The sequence below is a fragment of the Burkholderia sp. RF7-non_BP4 genome, assembly GCF_001521935.1.
GTDB lineage: Bacteria > Pseudomonadota > Gammaproteobacteria > Burkholderiales > Burkholderiaceae > Burkholderia > Burkholderia diffusa.
Genome location: NZ_LOTA01000028.1, coordinates 481,530 through 496,574 on the forward strand (window position 1 = coordinate 481,530; position 15,045 = coordinate 496,574).

At 71.7% G+C, this 15,045-nt stretch carries 15 protein-coding genes; 10 read left to right on the forward strand and 5 right to left on the reverse strand.

Annotation, left to right across the window (positions count from 1 at the left end; genetic code table 11):
• Positions 1–56: 56 nt before the first annotated feature.
• The 3 genes from WS49_RS12075 to WS49_RS12085 form a co-directional block, all read right to left on the reverse strand.
• Positions 57–1,346: a chorismate transformation enzyme, FkbO/Hyg5 family gene (locus WS49_RS12075; RefSeq protein WP_059528342.1), complete on the reverse strand. Its 1,290-nt coding sequence runs from the start codon at positions 1,344–1,346 to the stop codon at positions 57–59.
• A 97-nt stretch (positions 1,347–1,443) separates the two neighbouring features.
• Positions 1,444–2,160, reverse strand: coding sequence for a 3-oxoacyl-ACP reductase FabG (gene fabG / locus WS49_RS12080; RefSeq protein ID WP_059528261.1), 717 nt, complete (start codon positions 2,158–2,160; stop codon positions 1,444–1,446).
• 115 nt (positions 2,161–2,275) lie between these two features.
• Positions 2,276–2,560, reverse strand: coding sequence for a phosphopantetheine-binding protein (locus tag WS49_RS12085; RefSeq protein WP_082722004.1), 285 nt, complete (start codon positions 2,558–2,560; stop codon positions 2,276–2,278).
• Positions 2,561–3,127: 567 nt separating this feature from the next.
• Between WS49_RS12085 and WS49_RS12090 the strand changes: the two genes are divergently transcribed.
• The 10 genes from WS49_RS12090 (at position 3,128) to WS49_RS12135 (ending at position 13,516) form a co-directional block, all read left to right on the forward strand.
• Positions 3,128–3,772: a hypothetical protein gene (locus tag WS49_RS12090; protein WP_059528346.1), complete on the forward strand. Its 645-nt coding sequence runs from the start codon at positions 3,128–3,130 to the stop codon at positions 3,770–3,772.
• 65 nt (positions 3,773–3,837) lie between these two features.
• Complete coding sequence (locus WS49_RS12095; protein WP_059528348.1) at positions 3,838–5,598, forward strand: AMP-binding protein; 1,761 nt, start codon at positions 3,838–3,840, stop codon at positions 5,596–5,598.
• The gene (locus WS49_RS12100; protein WP_059528263.1) at positions 5,595–6,569 is read left to right on the forward strand and encodes an LpxL/LpxP family acyltransferase; all 975 of its coding nucleotides are present in this window, start codon (positions 5,595–5,597) and stop codon (positions 6,567–6,569) included. Before WS49_RS12095 ends, WS49_RS12100 begins: the two co-directional genes overlap by 4 nt.
• A complete protein-coding gene (locus WS49_RS12105; protein WP_059528265.1) occupies positions 6,566–7,210 on the forward strand; it encodes an outer membrane lipoprotein carrier protein LolA in 645 nt (214 codons plus the stop codon). Before WS49_RS12100 ends, WS49_RS12105 begins: the two co-directional genes overlap by 4 nt.
• Positions 7,210–9,693, forward strand: a complete 2,484-nt coding sequence (locus WS49_RS12110) for an MMPL family transporter (RefSeq protein WP_059528267.1) — start codon at positions 7,210–7,212, stop codon at positions 9,691–9,693. Before WS49_RS12105 ends, WS49_RS12110 begins: the two co-directional genes overlap by 1 nt.
• Positions 9,690–10,565 (forward strand): polysaccharide deacetylase family protein, encoded by an 876-nt coding sequence (locus WS49_RS12115; protein ID WP_059528269.1) that lies wholly within the window; start codon positions 9,690–9,692, stop codon positions 10,563–10,565. The genes WS49_RS12110 and WS49_RS12115 overlap by 4 nt, the downstream gene beginning before the upstream one ends.
• A gap of 63 nt (positions 10,566–10,628) precedes the next feature.
• The gene (locus tag WS49_RS12120) at positions 10,629–11,852 is read left to right on the forward strand and encodes a beta-ketoacyl-[acyl-carrier-protein] synthase family protein (protein ID WP_059528271.1); all 1,224 of its coding nucleotides are present in this window, start codon (positions 10,629–10,631) and stop codon (positions 11,850–11,852) included.
• Positions 11,849–12,667, forward strand: coding sequence for a beta-ketoacyl synthase chain length factor (locus tag WS49_RS12125; protein WP_059528273.1), 819 nt, complete (start codon positions 11,849–11,851; stop codon positions 12,665–12,667). The genes WS49_RS12120 and WS49_RS12125 overlap by 4 nt, the downstream gene beginning before the upstream one ends.
• Entirely contained in the window at positions 12,664–13,200 is a 537-nt protein-coding gene (locus WS49_RS12130; RefSeq protein WP_059528275.1) for a hotdog family protein, read from the forward strand. The genes WS49_RS12125 and WS49_RS12130 overlap by 4 nt, the downstream gene beginning before the upstream one ends.
• A gap of 22 nt (positions 13,201–13,222) precedes the next feature.
• Entirely contained in the window at positions 13,223–13,516 is a 294-nt protein-coding gene (locus tag WS49_RS12135) for a hypothetical protein (protein WP_059447900.1), read from the forward strand.
• Between the two features lie 87 nt (positions 13,517–13,603).
• On the opposite strand, the gene WS49_RS12140 is transcribed toward WS49_RS12135, so the two are convergent.
• Together WS49_RS12140 and phbB are read right to left on the reverse strand one after the other, a co-directional pair.
• Entirely contained in the window at positions 13,604–13,804 is a 201-nt protein-coding gene (locus tag WS49_RS12140; protein WP_059528278.1) for a hypothetical protein, read from the reverse strand.
• Positions 13,805–14,003: 199 nt separating this feature from the next.
• The gene (phbB, locus tag WS49_RS12145) at positions 14,004–14,747 is read right to left on the reverse strand and encodes an acetoacetyl-CoA reductase (RefSeq protein WP_059528281.1); all 744 of its coding nucleotides are present in this window, start codon (positions 14,745–14,747) and stop codon (positions 14,004–14,006) included.
• Between the last annotated feature and the right edge of the window lie 298 nt (positions 14,748–15,045).

A 15,045-nucleotide genomic window follows, 5' to 3' on the forward strand; every position in this document is an offset into this window, starting at 1 on the left:
CGACTGCCGACAGGCTTCGTCGACGCCGCGTTCGCGCAGTGAAAGGGCCGCGCGCTTCACGACAGGTGCTCCAGCGGATGGCCGGCGCTCGCTTCGATCTCGACCAGCAGATCGTCGCGGCACACGTCCGCGTGGACGAACAACGGCCGCACGCCGGGGCCCGCTGCATCGCGCAGCGCGCGTTCGATCGCGGCGAGCGCCGCGGCATCGCCGGCGTCGCGCACGTAGACGCGGTAGTTCAGGTCGGCGAGCGCGAACGGGCCGTGCCCTTGCCGCGCGGCCTGCTCGAGCACGGCGGCCAGGTTCGCGATGGTCTCGCGCGTTTGCGCGACGACGTCGCCGCGATGCACGGTGCGATGCCCGACGATGCTGGCGGTGCCCGACACGAACAGCAACGGCGCGGCATCGTCGCCGGGCCACGCGGCCGCGCGCGCGAACGTCGGCGCACGCGGGCCGTACTCCGCCGGGTAGTGATACGCGCTGACCTGGCGCGGATTCTCGACCGGATCGGCCGGCGTGCGCGTCGCGATGAAATGGATCGCGAGCGGCGCGGCGGGCGGCGTGTCGCCCGCGACGGGCACGACCGAGCCGAGCGCGCAGGCCGCCGGCACGCTGCCCGTGAGCGCGCGACGGCACGCGTCGAACGCGCGCTGCCTGCCGATATTGAACTGACGATAGCGCTCGATCCCGAACTGCAGCGCGTTGATCGCGGGCACGGTATTCCAGATTCGCAGCGGATGCGCGATGCCGAGTGCATCGAGCGCGTCGAACAGCGCGCGGTATGCATCGTGTGTCGCGCGCTCGAGCGGCGTGCCGCCGTCGCGATCGGCATCGGCCGCTTCCTGCTCTTCCTGCACGACGATGCTGCCGAATACGAGCCCCGCCGTTTCGCTGAAGCGATACTGCAGCGCGCCGCGTCGCTCGCTGCGCAGGTCCGGCGCGTCGCATTGCCAGATTTCGCAGACCGCGCCGGCGCGTGCGTGGCCGCCGGCGTCGAGCAGCGCCATCTGCACCGGTGCGAGCGGCAGGTCGGGCGCGGCGGCGGCGAGCATGCGGGCCATCGCATCGGTCGGCGCGCCGGCCGCGCCGATGCAGACCGCGCCCAGCGCACCGGGAAACACGCGGTCGAATGCGTCGCCCCGCTGCCGCGCATCGTGCAGCAGCACAGCCAGCCGCGCATGATCGATCCGGACGAGCCGCAGCGCACGGTTGCCGCCGGTCGCCGCGGGCGAGATGCCCGCGCGTGATGCGGCGGCTCCGCCCGTCATGTGTTCGCGCGCGACCGCGGTCGTGGCGGACGACAGGGAATACGCTCGCCGTTGGGCGTCGACTGGATGCACTGACACTTCGATTTCCTCACTATGCGATGCGGGCTCGCGGCATCGTGGCCACGCGCCGCGTTGCGCGCCGTTGCTTCGCGTCAAGCCGACGCCGCGCGCGTCGTCATGCAAGTCCGCCGTTGACGGACAGCACCTGTCCCGTCACATAAGCAGCCGCATCGGATACCAGATACGCGACCATCGCCGCGACTTCGTCGGGCCGGCCCGCGCGTTGCGCCGGCACGAGCTGCTTGATCCGTTCGGCGGGAAACGCAGGGGCGGCCATCGGCGATTCGATGATGCCGGGCGCGACCGCATTCACCGTGATGCCGCGCGACGCGAGCTCCAGCGACAGCGACTTCGTCGCGCCGATCAGCCCTGCCTTCGCGGCCGCGTAGTTGACCTGCCCGCGGTTGCCGGTCACGCCGGCGACCGACGCGATGTTGACGATCCGGCCGCGCCGCGTGCGGATCATCGGCAGCAGCAACGGCTGCGTCACGTTGAAAAAACCGTTGAGCGTCACGTCGATCACGCTGTGCCACTGCCGGCGCGACATGCCGGCCATTGGTGCGTCGTCGTGAATGCCCGCGTTGTTGACGAGGATCTGCACCGGTGCGTCGTCGATGAACGGCGCGAGCGCGGCGAGCGTCGCATCGGCGTCGGTCACGTCGAATGCAAGCGCATGCGCGGTGCCGCCGGCCGCGACGATCTGCTGCGCGACCGCCTCCGCCTGCGCGAGATTCCGGTTCGCGTGCACCCAGACTTCGTGGCCGGCCTGCGCGAGCGCCGTGCAGATCGCCTGCCCGAGTGCGCCGCTGCCGCCCGTTACGAGCGCCCGCATCGCCTTGCTCCGTTCATCGCGTTTCCTCTCGATCGACGCGGCCGCGGTTCGTCCAGCGGCCGCCGCCGCGTGCCGTCATCGTCTGCGTGCCGCGTCGCGTTCGCGCGCGCCGCCGTCACTTGGTGCGATGCGCGGCGACGTACTCGGCAAGCGCGCCGAGCGTCGCGAAGATCTTCTGGTTGTCCGGATTGTCCGAGCGCAGCTCGAAGCCGTATTTCTTCGAGATCAGCAGCGCGATTTCCAGGATGTCGATGGAGTCGAGCCCGAAGCCCTCGCCATACAGCGGGGTCCCGGCCGTCACCGTTTCGAGCGGGACGTCTTCGAGATTCAGTTCGCCGATGATCAGCGTGGCGAGCTCTTGTTCCAGTGCGTTCATCATGCTTGCGGGCAGGCGGCCCATGGCGGCGGGAGGCGCCCGGAAACGGCAATCGTCGTGCACGCCCGGCGCGTGCGAAGCGCGCGCCAATCTCCGTCCCTCCGGCGTCTGCCGGCTTCCCCGCCTGCGTTATTGGGGGTCGTTTGTAAAAGTTACGCGGATTCTAGACGATGGGTATCGGCACGTATACGGGGAATGGTTACAGACTGAAGGCCCCCGCCGCGGCCGGTTTCGGGACCCGATCGCAGCAGACGCTTGAGCCGCTTCGGGCGGAAATGAATCGCCGCCGCGAAAGGTTCAGTTCGCTGCCATACATTCGGTTACAAAACCCGGCTGCGCCGACCTCGAACCGCCGCGCCGCGGCCCTAAAATGTGCGTGCATGACAGCCGGCCCCGGACACGCGTCCCGGCCACCATTCATATGATGTTTGACGGCCCGACGAACGCGTCCGGCCCCCCGATCCGCCCGATGTTTCCAGCAGCCATGCCGCGCCCGTCCATTCGCCTCGCCCCGGTTTGCCCGCCCGTCCGCCGCCGTGCCGCGACGGACGACGGCAATGCGCGCACGCGCCGCGCGCCCGGAGCGCCGCGATGAGCTCGCCGCTCGGCATCGCACGCGGCGTCGGCGCGGTCGCCGCGGTGGCGGCGTACCAGATCGGCGCGCACTATGCGGCCGCGACACCCGGCGCGCACGGCTTCGGCCTCGCGATGGCGCTCGTGCCGCCGCTGCTGCTCGCGCTCGGCGCAGCGCTGCGCTCGCCGAAGCGGGCATGGCTCGTGCCGGCGTGGCTGCTCGCCGCCGCCGCGCTGTGGGCCGCGCGCGCCCCGCTCGCGCGTCATTTCGAATGGGGCCTGTATCTGGAGCACGCGAGCTTCAACCTCGCGATGGCGCTGCTGTTCGGCCGCACGCTCGCGGCCGGCCAGGTGCCGCTGTGCACGCGCTTCGCGACGATGATCCACGGCACGATCACGCCGGCCGTCGCGCGCTACACGCGGCGCATCACGCTCGCATGGACGCTGTTCTTCGTCGCGATCGCCACCGTGTCGACGCTGCTGTTCGCGACCGCGCCGATCGTCGCGTGGTCGACGTTCGCGAACTACCTGTCGCTGCCGCTCGTCGCCGTGATGTTCGCCGCCGAGCATGCGTGCCGACGCTTCGCACTGCCGCACGACGCGCGGCCGCGGATGGTCGACGCGGTGCGCGCATACCGCGCGTCGACGCAGCCGTCACGATGAATTCATGGCCGGCGCGGCGCCGCATCGCGGCCGCGCCGGCCACCGTCTCCCGCTTCAGCCGATTTATGCCGACTTACCCGCTGGTGTTCCATTCCTCGCCGGACCAGACGATCGCCTGGCGCGACGGCACGCCCGTCAGCGTGCGCGCGTTCGTCGCCGACGTCGCGCGCGTGGCCGCCGCACTGCCCGCCGGCGGTCACGTGTTCAACGTGTGCCGCGATCGCTACCGGTTCGCGGTCAGCCTGTGCGCGGCGCTCGTCGCCGGCAGGATCAGCCTGCTGCCGTCGACGCACACGCCGGAGATGGTGCGCCAGCTCGCGTCGTTCGCACCGGACGCGTTCTGTCTGCACGACGCGCCGGACTGCGCGATCGACCTGCCGCGCTTCGCCTATCCGGACGCCGCACCCGGCGACCGCCTCGACGACGCGCCGTTCGCGGTGCCGCGGATCGACGCGTCGCGCATCATGGCGTACGTGTTCACGTCCGGCTCGACCGGCGCGCCGGTGCCGCACCGCAAGACCTGGGGCTTCCTGGTCGGCTGCGTGCGCGCGGCGGCCGACCGCCTCGGCCTGCTCGACGGCCGCGCGGCCACGCTGATCGGCACAGTGCCCGCGCAACACATGTACGGCTTCGAGTCGACGGTGCTGCTCGCGCTGATCGGCGGCCTCGCGTTCAGCAACCGCCAGCCGTTCTACCCCGTCGACATTCGCGACGAACTCGCCGCGATCCCGCAGCCGCGCGTGCTCGTCACGTCGCCGATTCACCTGCGCGCGCTGCTGTCGGCCGGCCATGCGCTGCCGCCGGCCGCGCTCGTGCTGTCGGCCACCGCACCGCTGTCGGAAAAGCTCGCGTGCGAAGCCGAGGCCGCGCTCGATGCGCCGCTCGTCGAGATCTACGGCAGCACCGAGACCGGCCAGATCGCGACGCGCCGCACGTCGCAAGGCGCGACGTGGCAGCTGTTCCCCGGCATCCGCCTCGACGCGCGCGCGGCACATGACGGGCCGGGCCGCGACGCCGCGGGCGACGACAGCGGCCCGACCGTGTGGGCGTCGGGCGGACACGTCGAAACCCCCGTGCCGATGGGCGACGCGCTCGAACTGCTCGGCGACGGCCGGTTCCTGCTGCACGGCCGCAAGGCGGACCTCGTCAACATCGCGGGCAAGCGCACGTCGCTCGCCTATCTGAATCACCAACTGAACGCGATCGCCGACGTCGTCGACGGCGTGTTCTTCATGCCGGACGACGCCGCACCAGCCGACGCCGATGCAACCCGCGAACCGGTCACGCGGCTCGTCGCGCTCGTGGTCGCGCCGACACTCGCCGCGACCGACCTGCAGCGCGCGCTGCGCGAACGGATCGATCCCGCCTTCATGCCGCGTCCGCTCGTGTTCGTCGACGCCTTGCCGCGCAACGAAACGGGCAAGCTGCCGCGCGACGTGCTCGCCGCGCTCGTCGCACGGCACACGCGCGCCGCGGCGGCCGACGCGAGCGCGCGCGCCGAGACGGATGCGCCGCTCGCGTTCACGATTCCCGCCGATCACCCGGCGCTGCCCGGTCATTTCCCCGGTCATCCGATCGTACCGGGCGTCGTGCTGCTCGATCACGCGATCGCCGCGCTCGGCGCGTCGCTGAACCGCCCGCTGCAGACGTGGCGGCTGGCTTCCGCGAAATTCCTCAGCCCGGTCGCGCCCGGCGAGCCGCTCGATCTCGCGTTCGATGCGGCGGCCGGCGGCGCGATCCGCTTCACGCTGCGCGCCGGCGCGCGCGACGTCGCCACCGGCGTGCTGTCCGCGCCGGCCGCCGCGCAGGACGGTACACGGCCATGAAGCGCACCGCGTGGGCCGAGCGCCAGGAACGCAGCAACGCGGCGTTGCTGCGCGCGATGACCTGGATCTCGCTGTGGTTCGGCCGGCAGCCGTCGCGTGTCGTGCTGCACGCCATCGCGACCTATTTCGTGCTGTTCTCGCCGGCGGCCTGCTCGGCGTCGCGCGACTATCTGCGCCGCGCGCTCGGCCGTCCCGCGCGCTGGCGCGACGTGTATCGGCACGTGTTCACGTTCGCCGCGACGATCCACGACCGCATCTACCTGATGAACGGCCGCTTCGACCTGTTCGACATCCGGCTGCATGGCGAAACGCAGGTTGACGACGCGCTCGCGGGCGGGCGCGGCGCATTCCTGATGGGCGCGCACCTCGGCAGCTTCGAGGTCGTTCGCGCGATCGGCCGCACGCGTCCGGACCTGCGCGTCGTCGTCACGATGTTCGAAGAGAACGCGCGCAAGATCAACGCGACGCTCGCCGCCGTGAACCCGGCCGCGAAACCGGAAGTGATTCCGCTCGGGCAGGTCGACTCGATGCTGAAGGTGCGCGAGCGTCTCGACGCGAACTGCATGGTCGGCATGCTCGCCGACCGCACGCTGCTCGACGATGCGGCAACCTCGCTGCGGCGGCTGCCGCTGCTCGGCGCACCGGCCGCGTTTCCGCTCGGACCGCTGTACATGGCCGCGATGCTGCGGCGCCCGGTGCTGTTCATGACGGGCCTCTATCGCGACGGCAACCGCTACGACGTGCACTTCGAGACACTCGCCGATTTCTCCGACGTGCGCCGCGACGCGCGTGCGGCGGCCGTCGACGCGGCGCTCGCGCGCTACGTCGCGCTGCTCGACAAGTATTGCCGCGCGGCCCCGTACAACTGGTTCAACTATTTCGATTTCTGGCAGACCGGCACGGCCGCCGCGCGCCGCGACGATGCGCGCGCGTGCGCCGGCCTGTCCGCCACGAGGGATTCCGACGCATGACCGCCGTTCTCCGCTTCCTGTCGCTGCTCCCGCTGCCGTCCGCGCCCACGCTGCGCCGCTCGGCGCGCACGTTCGCCATCGCGGCCGCCGTCGCGCTCGCGCTGCCCGCGCACGCGGCCGACACCGGTTCGGCGTGGACCCTCGACCGGCTGATGTCGACGCTCGCGCAGCACAAGTCCGGACGCGCGACGTTCACCGAGACGAAGTCGCTGTCGATCGCCGCGCAACCGCTCGAATCGTCGGGCGAACTCGTGTTCGTCGCGCCCGACCACCTCGAGAAGCACACGCTCAGTCCGAAGCCCGAACATCTCGTCGTCGACGGCGACATGCTCACCGTCGAGCGCAACAACCGCAAATACACGCTCGCGCTCGCGCGCTATCCGGAGCTCGGCGCGTTCATCGACAGCATCCGCGCGACGCTCGCCGGCAATCGCTACGCGCTCGAGCAGGTCTACAAGGTCGCGCTCGCCGGTCGCGGCGACGACTGGACGCTGATGCTCACGCCGCTCGATTCGCGGATGCTGAAGGTCGTCAGCACGATCACGCTCGAAGGCTCGCGCGACGTGTTGCGCAGCGTCGCGATCCAGCAGGCCGACGGCGACCATTCGACGATGCGCCTGCAACCCGTCCCGGCGAAGTGATGGACGAGCGCACGCGACCGACCGCCCCCGTCGCGCACCGCCCGTCCGCGTGGCGGCAGCGGGCCGTGCTCGTGTGGCTGCTCGCGCTCGCCGCGTGCGGGATCGCGATCGCCCGCGCGAATTTCACCGCCGACCTGTCCGCGTTCCTGCCGCGCGCGCCGAGCGCCGGGCAGCGCGTGCTCGTCGATCAACTGCGTGACGGCATCGTGTCGCGGCTGATCCTCGTCGCGATCGACGGCGGCGATGCGGCCACGCGCGCCGCGCTGTCGCGGCGCGTCGCCGGCACGCTGCGCGCCGACCGGCAATTCTCGGCGATCAACAACGGCGAAGCCGTCAACGACGCGCGCGACCGGCAATTCGTGTTCGACCATCGTTACCTGTTGAGCCCGGCCGTCTCGCCGCAACGCTTCAGCGCGGACGGCCTGCACCAGGCGCTCGGCGACAGCCTCGACCTGCTGAGTTCGTCGGCGGGTCTCGTCGCGAAGGCGATGTTGCCGCGCGACCCGACCGGCGAAGTGACCGCGCTCGTCGACCAGCTCGACAGCAGCGCGCAGCCCGCGATGCGCGACGGCGTGTGGGCGTCGCGCGACGGCACGCGCGCGGTGCTGGTCGTGCAGACGGCCGCCGCCGGTTCCGACACCGACGCGCAGGCGCGCGCGATCGACGCGGTGCGTCGCGCGTTCTCCGCCGCGACGCAGGCGCTGCCGAACCGCGCCGCGTACACGCTCGCGATGACCGGCCCCGGCGTGTTCTCGGTCGACACGCGCGACACGATCCGGCGCGACGTCGAGCGGCTGTCGACGGCGAGCGTCGTGCTGATCGTCGCGCTGCTGCTGACGCTGTACCGCTCGCCGCGCACGCTCGCGCTGGGGCTGCTGCCGGTGCTGACGGGCATCGCGGCCGGCATCGCGGCGGTCAGCGTCGCGTTCGGCACGGTCCACGGGCTGACGCTCGGCTTCGGCACGACGCTGATCGGCGAAGCCGTCGACTATTCGATCTACCTGTTCGTGCAATCGGCGCAGGTCGGCGCGCGCGGCACCGCGCAGCCCGCCGACGCGACGCGCGCATGGCTCGCCGCGTACTGGCCGACGATCCGGCTCGGCGTGCTGACGTCCGTGTGCGGCTTCGCGTCGATGCTGTTCTCCGGTTTTCCAGGCCTCGTGCAGCTCGGGCTGTACTCGATCGCCGGGCTGACGGCCGCCGCGCTCGTCACGCGCTTCGTGCTGCCTCACCTGCGCGGCGAGCACGTCGCGATTCGCGACGTGTCGCGCGTCGGCGCGGTGCTCGCGCGTGCGGCCGCCGCGGCGCCGCGGCTGCGCTGGCCGCTCGCCGTGCTCGTGCTCGCCGCGTGCGCGACGCTCGTGCTGCATCGCGACGGCCTGTGGAGCCGCGAGCTTGCGGCGCTGAGCCCCGTTCCCGCCCGCGCGCAGGCCCTCGACGCACGCCTGCGCGCCGATGTCGGCGCGCCGGACGTGCGCTACCTCGTCGTGATTTCCGCGCCGACCGAACAGGCCGCGCTCGAACGCGCGGAACAGGTCGCCGCGCAATTGCAGCCGCTCGTCGATCGCGGCACGCTCGCGGGCTTCGAAAGTCCCGCGCGCTACCTGCCGAGCGACGCCGCGCAGCGCGCGCGCCAGGCGAGCCTGCCGGACGCGGACGTGCTCGCCGCGCGCATGCGTGCGGCCGTCGCGAACCAGCCGATCTCGGTGCGGCCCGAGCTGTTCGCACCGTTCATCGCCGATGTCGAAGCCGCACGCCACGCGCCGCCGATCACGCGCGCGGACCTGCGCGGCACGTCGATGGCGCTCGCCGTCGACGCGCTGCTGACCGAACGCGCGGGCCGCTGGAGCGCGATGTTGCCGCTGCGCGCGCCGGATGCCGCACGCTCAGCTTCGGCGGCGTCGGCGCCGGCGCTCGATGCCGCGCCGATCCGCGCGGCCGTCGCGCGCGCCGGCGTGCCGGATGCGCTGTTCGTCGACATGAAGGCCGAGGCCGACCGCCTGTACGTGAACTATGTGCACGAGGACATCCGGCTGTCGCTCGCGGGCTTCGCGGCGATCGCCGTGCTGCTGCTGATCGCACTGCGCTCGCCGCGCCGCGTCGTGCGCGCGCTCGCGCCGCTGGTCGCGGCCGTGCTGGTGGTGACGGCCGGCTTCGCGCTCGCCGGCGTGCCGCTGACCATCCTGCATCTCGTCGGGATGCTGCTGATCGTCGCGGTCGGCTCGAACTATGCGCTGTTCTTCTGCAAGCGCGACGACGCGCAACCGGTCACGCCGTACACACTCGTATCGCTGCTGATCGCGAACCTCGCGACGGTCGCCGGCTTCGGCCTGCTCGCGCTGTCGCGCGTGCCGCTGCTCGAAACCTTCGGGCTGACCGTCGGCCCCGGCGCGATGCTGGCGCTCGCGTTCGCCGCGATTCTCGCGCCGCGCGCCGCGGCGACGAGCAGCGCTCGTCCCGACCTGACAGGAGCCCGCGCATGAACGCGCCGTCGTCCATTCCACCTCGGCTGCCCGGCGATGCGCGCCGCTGGAAACCGACGCCGCTGATCGCGGGCACCGCGGCGTTGCACGCGGGTGCGCTCGCGGCGGTCGTCGCGCAACCGGCTGCGTGGCCGTGGGCCGCCGGCGGCGTGGTCGCGTCGCATCTCGCGCTGACCGCCGCCGGCCTGTGGCCGCGCAGCGCGCTGCTCGGACCGAACTGGACGCGCCTGCCGGCCGGCGCCGGCCGCCGGATCGCGCTGACGATCGACGACGGCCCGGACCCCGACGTCACGCCGCGCGTGCTCGACCTGCTCGATCGTCACGATGCGCGCGCGACGTTCTTCTGCATCGGCGATCTCGCGCGCCGCCATCCGAAGTGGATCGAAGCGATCGTCGCGCGCGGCCATGCGGTCGAGAATCACAGCCAGCGGCACCGGCATACGTTCTCGTTGTCGGGGCCCGCCGCGCTGCGGCGCGAAATCGCGGCCGCGCAGCAGACGCTGACCGAGATCGCCGGCACGCGCCCCCGCTTCTTCCGCGCGCCGGCCGGCCTGCGCAATCCGTTTCTCGAGCCGGTGCTGTGCGAGCTCGGCCTGCAGCTCGCCAGCTGGACGCGCCGCGGCTTCGACACGCGCGCGCGCGACGCGGACATCGTCACGCGCCGCCTGCTCGACGGACTGGCCCCGCGCGACATCCTGCTCGTGCACGACGGCCACGCGGCACGCGACGCGCGCGGCGAACCGGTCGTGCTCGACGTGCTGCCGGCGCTGCTGCGCGCGGCCGCCGATGCGCAGCTGCACTGGACCACGCTTCGCGCCGCGCTCGCGCCCGAACCGCCCGGCCTGCCGGCACCCCCGTTTGATAAAATCTGACCATGCCCGGCGCGCCCGCCAGCCCCGCTGCGGCGCCCGTTCCGGCCACCGGATACGACCCTCGTGAAACCTCTCCTGCTCTCGCACTTCACCGCCACCAGTTGCATCGGCAGCGGCCTCGACGCGACCCTCGACGCGCTGCGCAACGCACGCGGCGGGCTCACGCCGTGCGATTTCGAACGCGCCGATCTCGACACCTGGATCGGCGCCGTGGACGGTGTCGATACGCATCCCGTGCGCACGGATCTCGCCGACTTCGACTGCCGCAACAATCGCCTCGCACAACTCGGCCTCGTCCAGGACGGCTTCGACGCGCGCGTCGCGGCGGCCGTGGCGCGCCATGGCGCCGCGCGCGTCGGCGTGTTCATCGGCACGAGCACGTCCGGCATCCTCGAAACCGAGCGCGCATACGCGCAACGCGATCCGGCGAGCGGCGCGCTGCCCGCCGGCTTCCGCTATGCGCACACGCACAACCCGTATTCGCCGGCCGCGTTCGTGCGCGCGTATTTCGCGCTGCGCGGGCCGGCGATGGCGATCTCGTCCGCGTGTTCGTCCGGCGCGAAGGTATTCGGCTCCGCGCGACGGATGATCGAAGCGGGGCTGATCGACGCGGCCGTCGTCGGCGGCGTCGATTCGCTGTGCCTGACGACGCTGTACGGCTTCAATTCGCTCGAACTGCTGTCGCGCCGGCCGTGCCGGCCGTTCGACGTCGCGCGCGACGGCATCTCGATCGGCGAAGCGGCTGCGTTCGCGCTGCTCGAACGCGTGCCGGATACACGCGCCGCGCTCGACGACGACGCGATCCTGCTGCTCGGCGTCGGCGAATCGAGCGATGCGCATCACATGTCGTCGCCGCATCCGGAAGGGCTCGGTGCCCGGCTCGCGATCGAACAGGCGCTCGCCTCCGCCGGCCTCGCTGCAGGCGACATCGACTACGTGAACCTGCACGGCACCGCGACGCCCAGCAACGATGCCGCCGAAAGCCGCGCCGTGGGCGCGCTGCTCACGCGCACGCCGTGCAGCTCGACGAAGGGGGCGACCGGTCATACGCTCGGTGCGGCCGGCGCGCTCGAAGCGGTCGTCGCCGCGCTCGCGCTGCGCGAGCAGTTCGTGCCGGCCGGCGTCAACACGACGCAACCCGACCCGGCGCTGGCCGCCGACTACGTGCTCGCGAGCCGCGAGGCCCGCGTGCGCGCGGTCCTGTCGAATTCGTTCGGATTCGGCGGCACGAACTGCAGCCTGATCCTCGGCCGCGCCGAGCATGCCCGCCGCGGGGAGCCGACATGACCCTCACCGCCTTCATCGAAAGCGTCGGGCTCGTCGGGCCGGGACTGAACGACTGGCCGCACGCGGCCGACGTGCTCGCGGGCCGCGCGGCCTATGCGAGCACGCGCACCGTGCTGCCGCCGCCCGCCAGCCTGCCGCCGGCGGAACGCCGCCGCACCGGCCCCGTCGTGCGCGTCGCGCTGGCGGTCGGCCTCGAGGCGGCGGCCGCGAGCGGGCGCGATGCCGCCACGCTCGCGACCGTGTTCAGCGCGTCCGGCGGCGACGGCCAGAACTGCCACGCGATCTGCGAGACCCTCGCCGGCGACGATCGTCACCTGTCGCCCACGCGCTTTCACAACTCCGTGCACAACGCGCCGGCCGGCTACTGGAGCATCGCGACCCGCGCGATGGCGACGTCGAACGTGCTGTGCGCGCACGACGGCAGCTTTGCCGCGGGCCTGCTCGAGAGCCTGTGCCAGGTCGCGGTCGATCGCGTGCCGAGCCTGCTGATCGCCTACGACACCGACTATCCGGAGCCGCTGCGCGCGGTACGGCCGATCGTCGACGCATTCGGCGTCGCGCTCGTGCTCGCACCCGACGCGAGCGAACGCACGCTCGCGCGCATCGACGTGCAGCTCACCGACGCGCCGGCGACGACGCTCGCGCCCCCCGAACTCGACGCGCTGCGCACCGGCAATCCGGCCGCGCGCGCACTGCCGCTGCTCGACGCGCTCGCCGCGCGGCGCACGGCAAGTGTCGTGCTCGATTATCTGGAAGATGCGCGCGTGCAGGTCGATATCGCGCCGGCGAATCCCACGGCGGAGCACGCGCCATGACGACGCCCGCCTCGACGCCGATGCCTGCGCTGACGACGGCCACGCTCGATCACGCATGGATCGCCGCGCACATTCCGCACGACGGCGCGATGTGCTTGCTCGATCGCGTCGAAGCATGGGATGCCGCGCGGATCCGCTGCAGCGCGACGAGCCATCGCGATCCGCACAACCCGCTGCGCTCGCGCGGCCGGCTCGCATCGGTCTGCGGAATCGAATACGCGGCACAGGCGATGGCCGTGCATGGCGCGCTGGTCGGTATGCAACACGCGCAGACGGAACCCGCACGGCCGCGCGCCGGCTATCTGGCGAGCGTGCGCAACGTCGACGCGTTCGTCGATCGGCTCGACACGTTCGAGCTGCCGCTGACCGTCGACGCCGAGCGCATCGGCGGCGACGACCGCTCCGTGCTGTACGGCTTCACGCTGCGCTGCGGCGAGCGCGTGCTGCTCGGCGGCCGCGCCGCGGTGATGCTCGATGCATCGGCGGCCGGCGTACTCGTTCCGCCGCCTGCCGGCCGCGCGGACCCTCGATGACTATCCCCAAGGAAACCAGGTCGTGAAAGCACGTCAGTTCATTTGCACCGCGTTCGTTCTCGCGCTGATCAGCCCGATCGCGCACGCGGACATGTCGGAAGTGAAGCAGGACATCAAGCGCGATTCGAAGGAAGCCGCGCACAAGACCGGCGAGGCCGCGCGCAGCTTCGGCCACGCGACCGCGAGCGCCGCGAAGACGGTCGGCCACGGCATCGCGCATGCGTCGCGCGAGGGCTGGGATGCCACCAAGCGCACGACGAAGCGGATCTTCCACAAGAACGATTCGGGCGAAGGCTCGGCGAAAAGCAGCGATTGAGCGCGGGCGTCCCGCGCATCGCGCACGGCACACGAATGCGCGCGATGCGGCACGACGCGCGAACGCGCCGTTGCCGCACCGCCGCCGTCAGCGCGCGCCGCTGCGCGTGCGACGCGCCGGCCCGCGCGCGAGGCACTTGCCGTACGCGACGAGCCAGCAATCGCGATGATCGAAGTTGCGCAGCAGCCGCGCGCGGCGCCGCTCGAGCCAGTGAAGCGCGATCGCCATCGTCAGCGCGACGGCCAGTGCCGAGCCGCCGATCGCGAGTCCCATCCAGGTGTCACCCATGCCTCCTCCGGAATGCGAGGCCGGTGCGGCGCGCGTGCCGCGACGCGGTGGCCGGAGCGCAGGCGCACTCGGCCCGCCGCATGCGCGGCGAACCTGCGTCCGTGATCCGTCACCGCGCGCTTGGCGCGTCGCCCCGGCGCTGGATACAGCGGGAGCACGGCCCGGACGCGCGCGCGAACGCCGCCCGGGCCGCCGCGCGTCAGTGCATGTGCTGGCCGCCGTTGATCGCGATGTTGGAGCCCGTCACGAAGCCGGCCTCCTCCGAGCACAGAAACGCGATCAGCGCCGCGACTTCCTCGGGTCGACCGAGCCGTCCCGCCGGAATCTGCGGAAGGATCTTCGTATCGAGGATGTCCTGCGGGATCGCCGTCACCATCTTCGTCGCGAGATAGCCCGGCGATACCGTATTCACCGTCACGCCCTTGCGCGCGATCTCGAGCGCGAGCGATTTCGTGAAGCCGTGCATGCCGGCCTTCGCGGCCGCGTAGTTGGTCTGGCCGACCGAGCCCTTCGAGCCGTTGACCGACGAGATGTTGACGATGCGTCCCCAGCCGCGCTCGACCATGCCGTCGCAGACCGGCTTCGTCATGTTGAACACGGAATCGAGGTTGGTGCGGATCACCGCATCCCAGTTGACCTTGTCGAGCTTGCGCAGCGTCATGTCGCGCGTGATGCCCGCGTTGTTCACCAGGATGTCGACCGGGCCGACGTCCCGGGCGATCTTGTCGATGCACTCCTGGCACGAATCGTGATCGGCCACGTCCACCGGATACGCATGGAATTCGCGGCCGGCGGCATGCATTTCCGTCAGCCAGCGATCGGCGCCCGCGTTGTTCGGCGAATACGTGACGACGACCCGGTGGCCCGCATCGTTCAACCGGATGCTGATCGCTTCGCCGAGGCCGCCCATTCCACCAGTCACAACTGCAATTCGCTTAGTCATCCTATGAATTACCGACAAAAAAGTAGTCAATGATGCGGAGCGACGGCATGGCACCTGCTGTCGCCCCACCGCTGCGATGCGCTGGCGCCCTCGAGGCGGGCACGGCGCACCGGAACATCGCGCTTGTTGTTGGCTGCTTGTTCCGCGCGAAGGTTGCTGCGCACGCGTGCGGTGCTGGCCGGCACCGCCCGCGTGCAATATCGTCAGATCTGGCTCAATCGCGTTCGACCGCAAGCGCGACGCCCATCCCGCCGCCGATGCACAGCGACGCCAGCCCGCGCTTCGCATCGCGCTTGAC

Excerpts from the sequence above, each read along its gene's own strand:
- fabG (WP_059528261.1), bottom strand. The coding sequence starts at position 2,160 with ATGCGGGCGCTCGTAACGGGCGGCAGCGGCGCACTCGGGCAGGCGATC.
- WS49_RS12085 (WP_082722004.1), bottom strand. The coding sequence starts at position 2,560 with ATGGGCCGCCTGCCCGCAAGCATGATGAACGCACTGGAACAAGAGCTC.
- WS49_RS12090 (WP_059528346.1), top strand. The coding sequence starts at position 3,128 with ATGAGCTCGCCGCTCGGCATCGCACGCGGCGTCGGCGCGGTCGCCGCG.
- WS49_RS12095 (WP_059528348.1), top strand. The coding sequence starts at position 3,838 with ATGCCGACTTACCCGCTGGTGTTCCATTCCTCGCCGGACCAGACGATC.
- WS49_RS12100 (WP_059528263.1), top strand. The coding sequence starts at position 5,595 with ATGAAGCGCACCGCGTGGGCCGAGCGCCAGGAACGCAGCAACGCGGCG.
- WS49_RS12105 (WP_059528265.1), top strand. The coding sequence starts at position 6,566 with ATGACCGCCGTTCTCCGCTTCCTGTCGCTGCTCCCGCTGCCGTCCGCG.
- WS49_RS12110 (WP_059528267.1), top strand. The coding sequence starts at position 7,210 with ATGGACGAGCGCACGCGACCGACCGCCCCCGTCGCGCACCGCCCGTCC.
- WS49_RS12115 (WP_059528269.1), top strand. The coding sequence starts at position 9,690 with ATGAACGCGCCGTCGTCCATTCCACCTCGGCTGCCCGGCGATGCGCGC.
- WS49_RS12125 (WP_059528273.1), top strand. The coding sequence starts at position 11,849 with ATGACCCTCACCGCCTTCATCGAAAGCGTCGGGCTCGTCGGGCCGGGA.
- WS49_RS12130 (WP_059528275.1), top strand. The coding sequence starts at position 12,664 with ATGACGACGCCCGCCTCGACGCCGATGCCTGCGCTGACGACGGCCACG.
- WS49_RS12140 (WP_059528278.1), bottom strand. The coding sequence starts at position 13,804 with ATGGGTGACACCTGGATGGGACTCGCGATCGGCGGCTCGGCACTGGCC.
- phbB (WP_059528281.1), bottom strand. The coding sequence starts at position 14,747 with ATGACTAAGCGAATTGCAGTTGTGACTGGTGGAATGGGCGGCCTCGGC.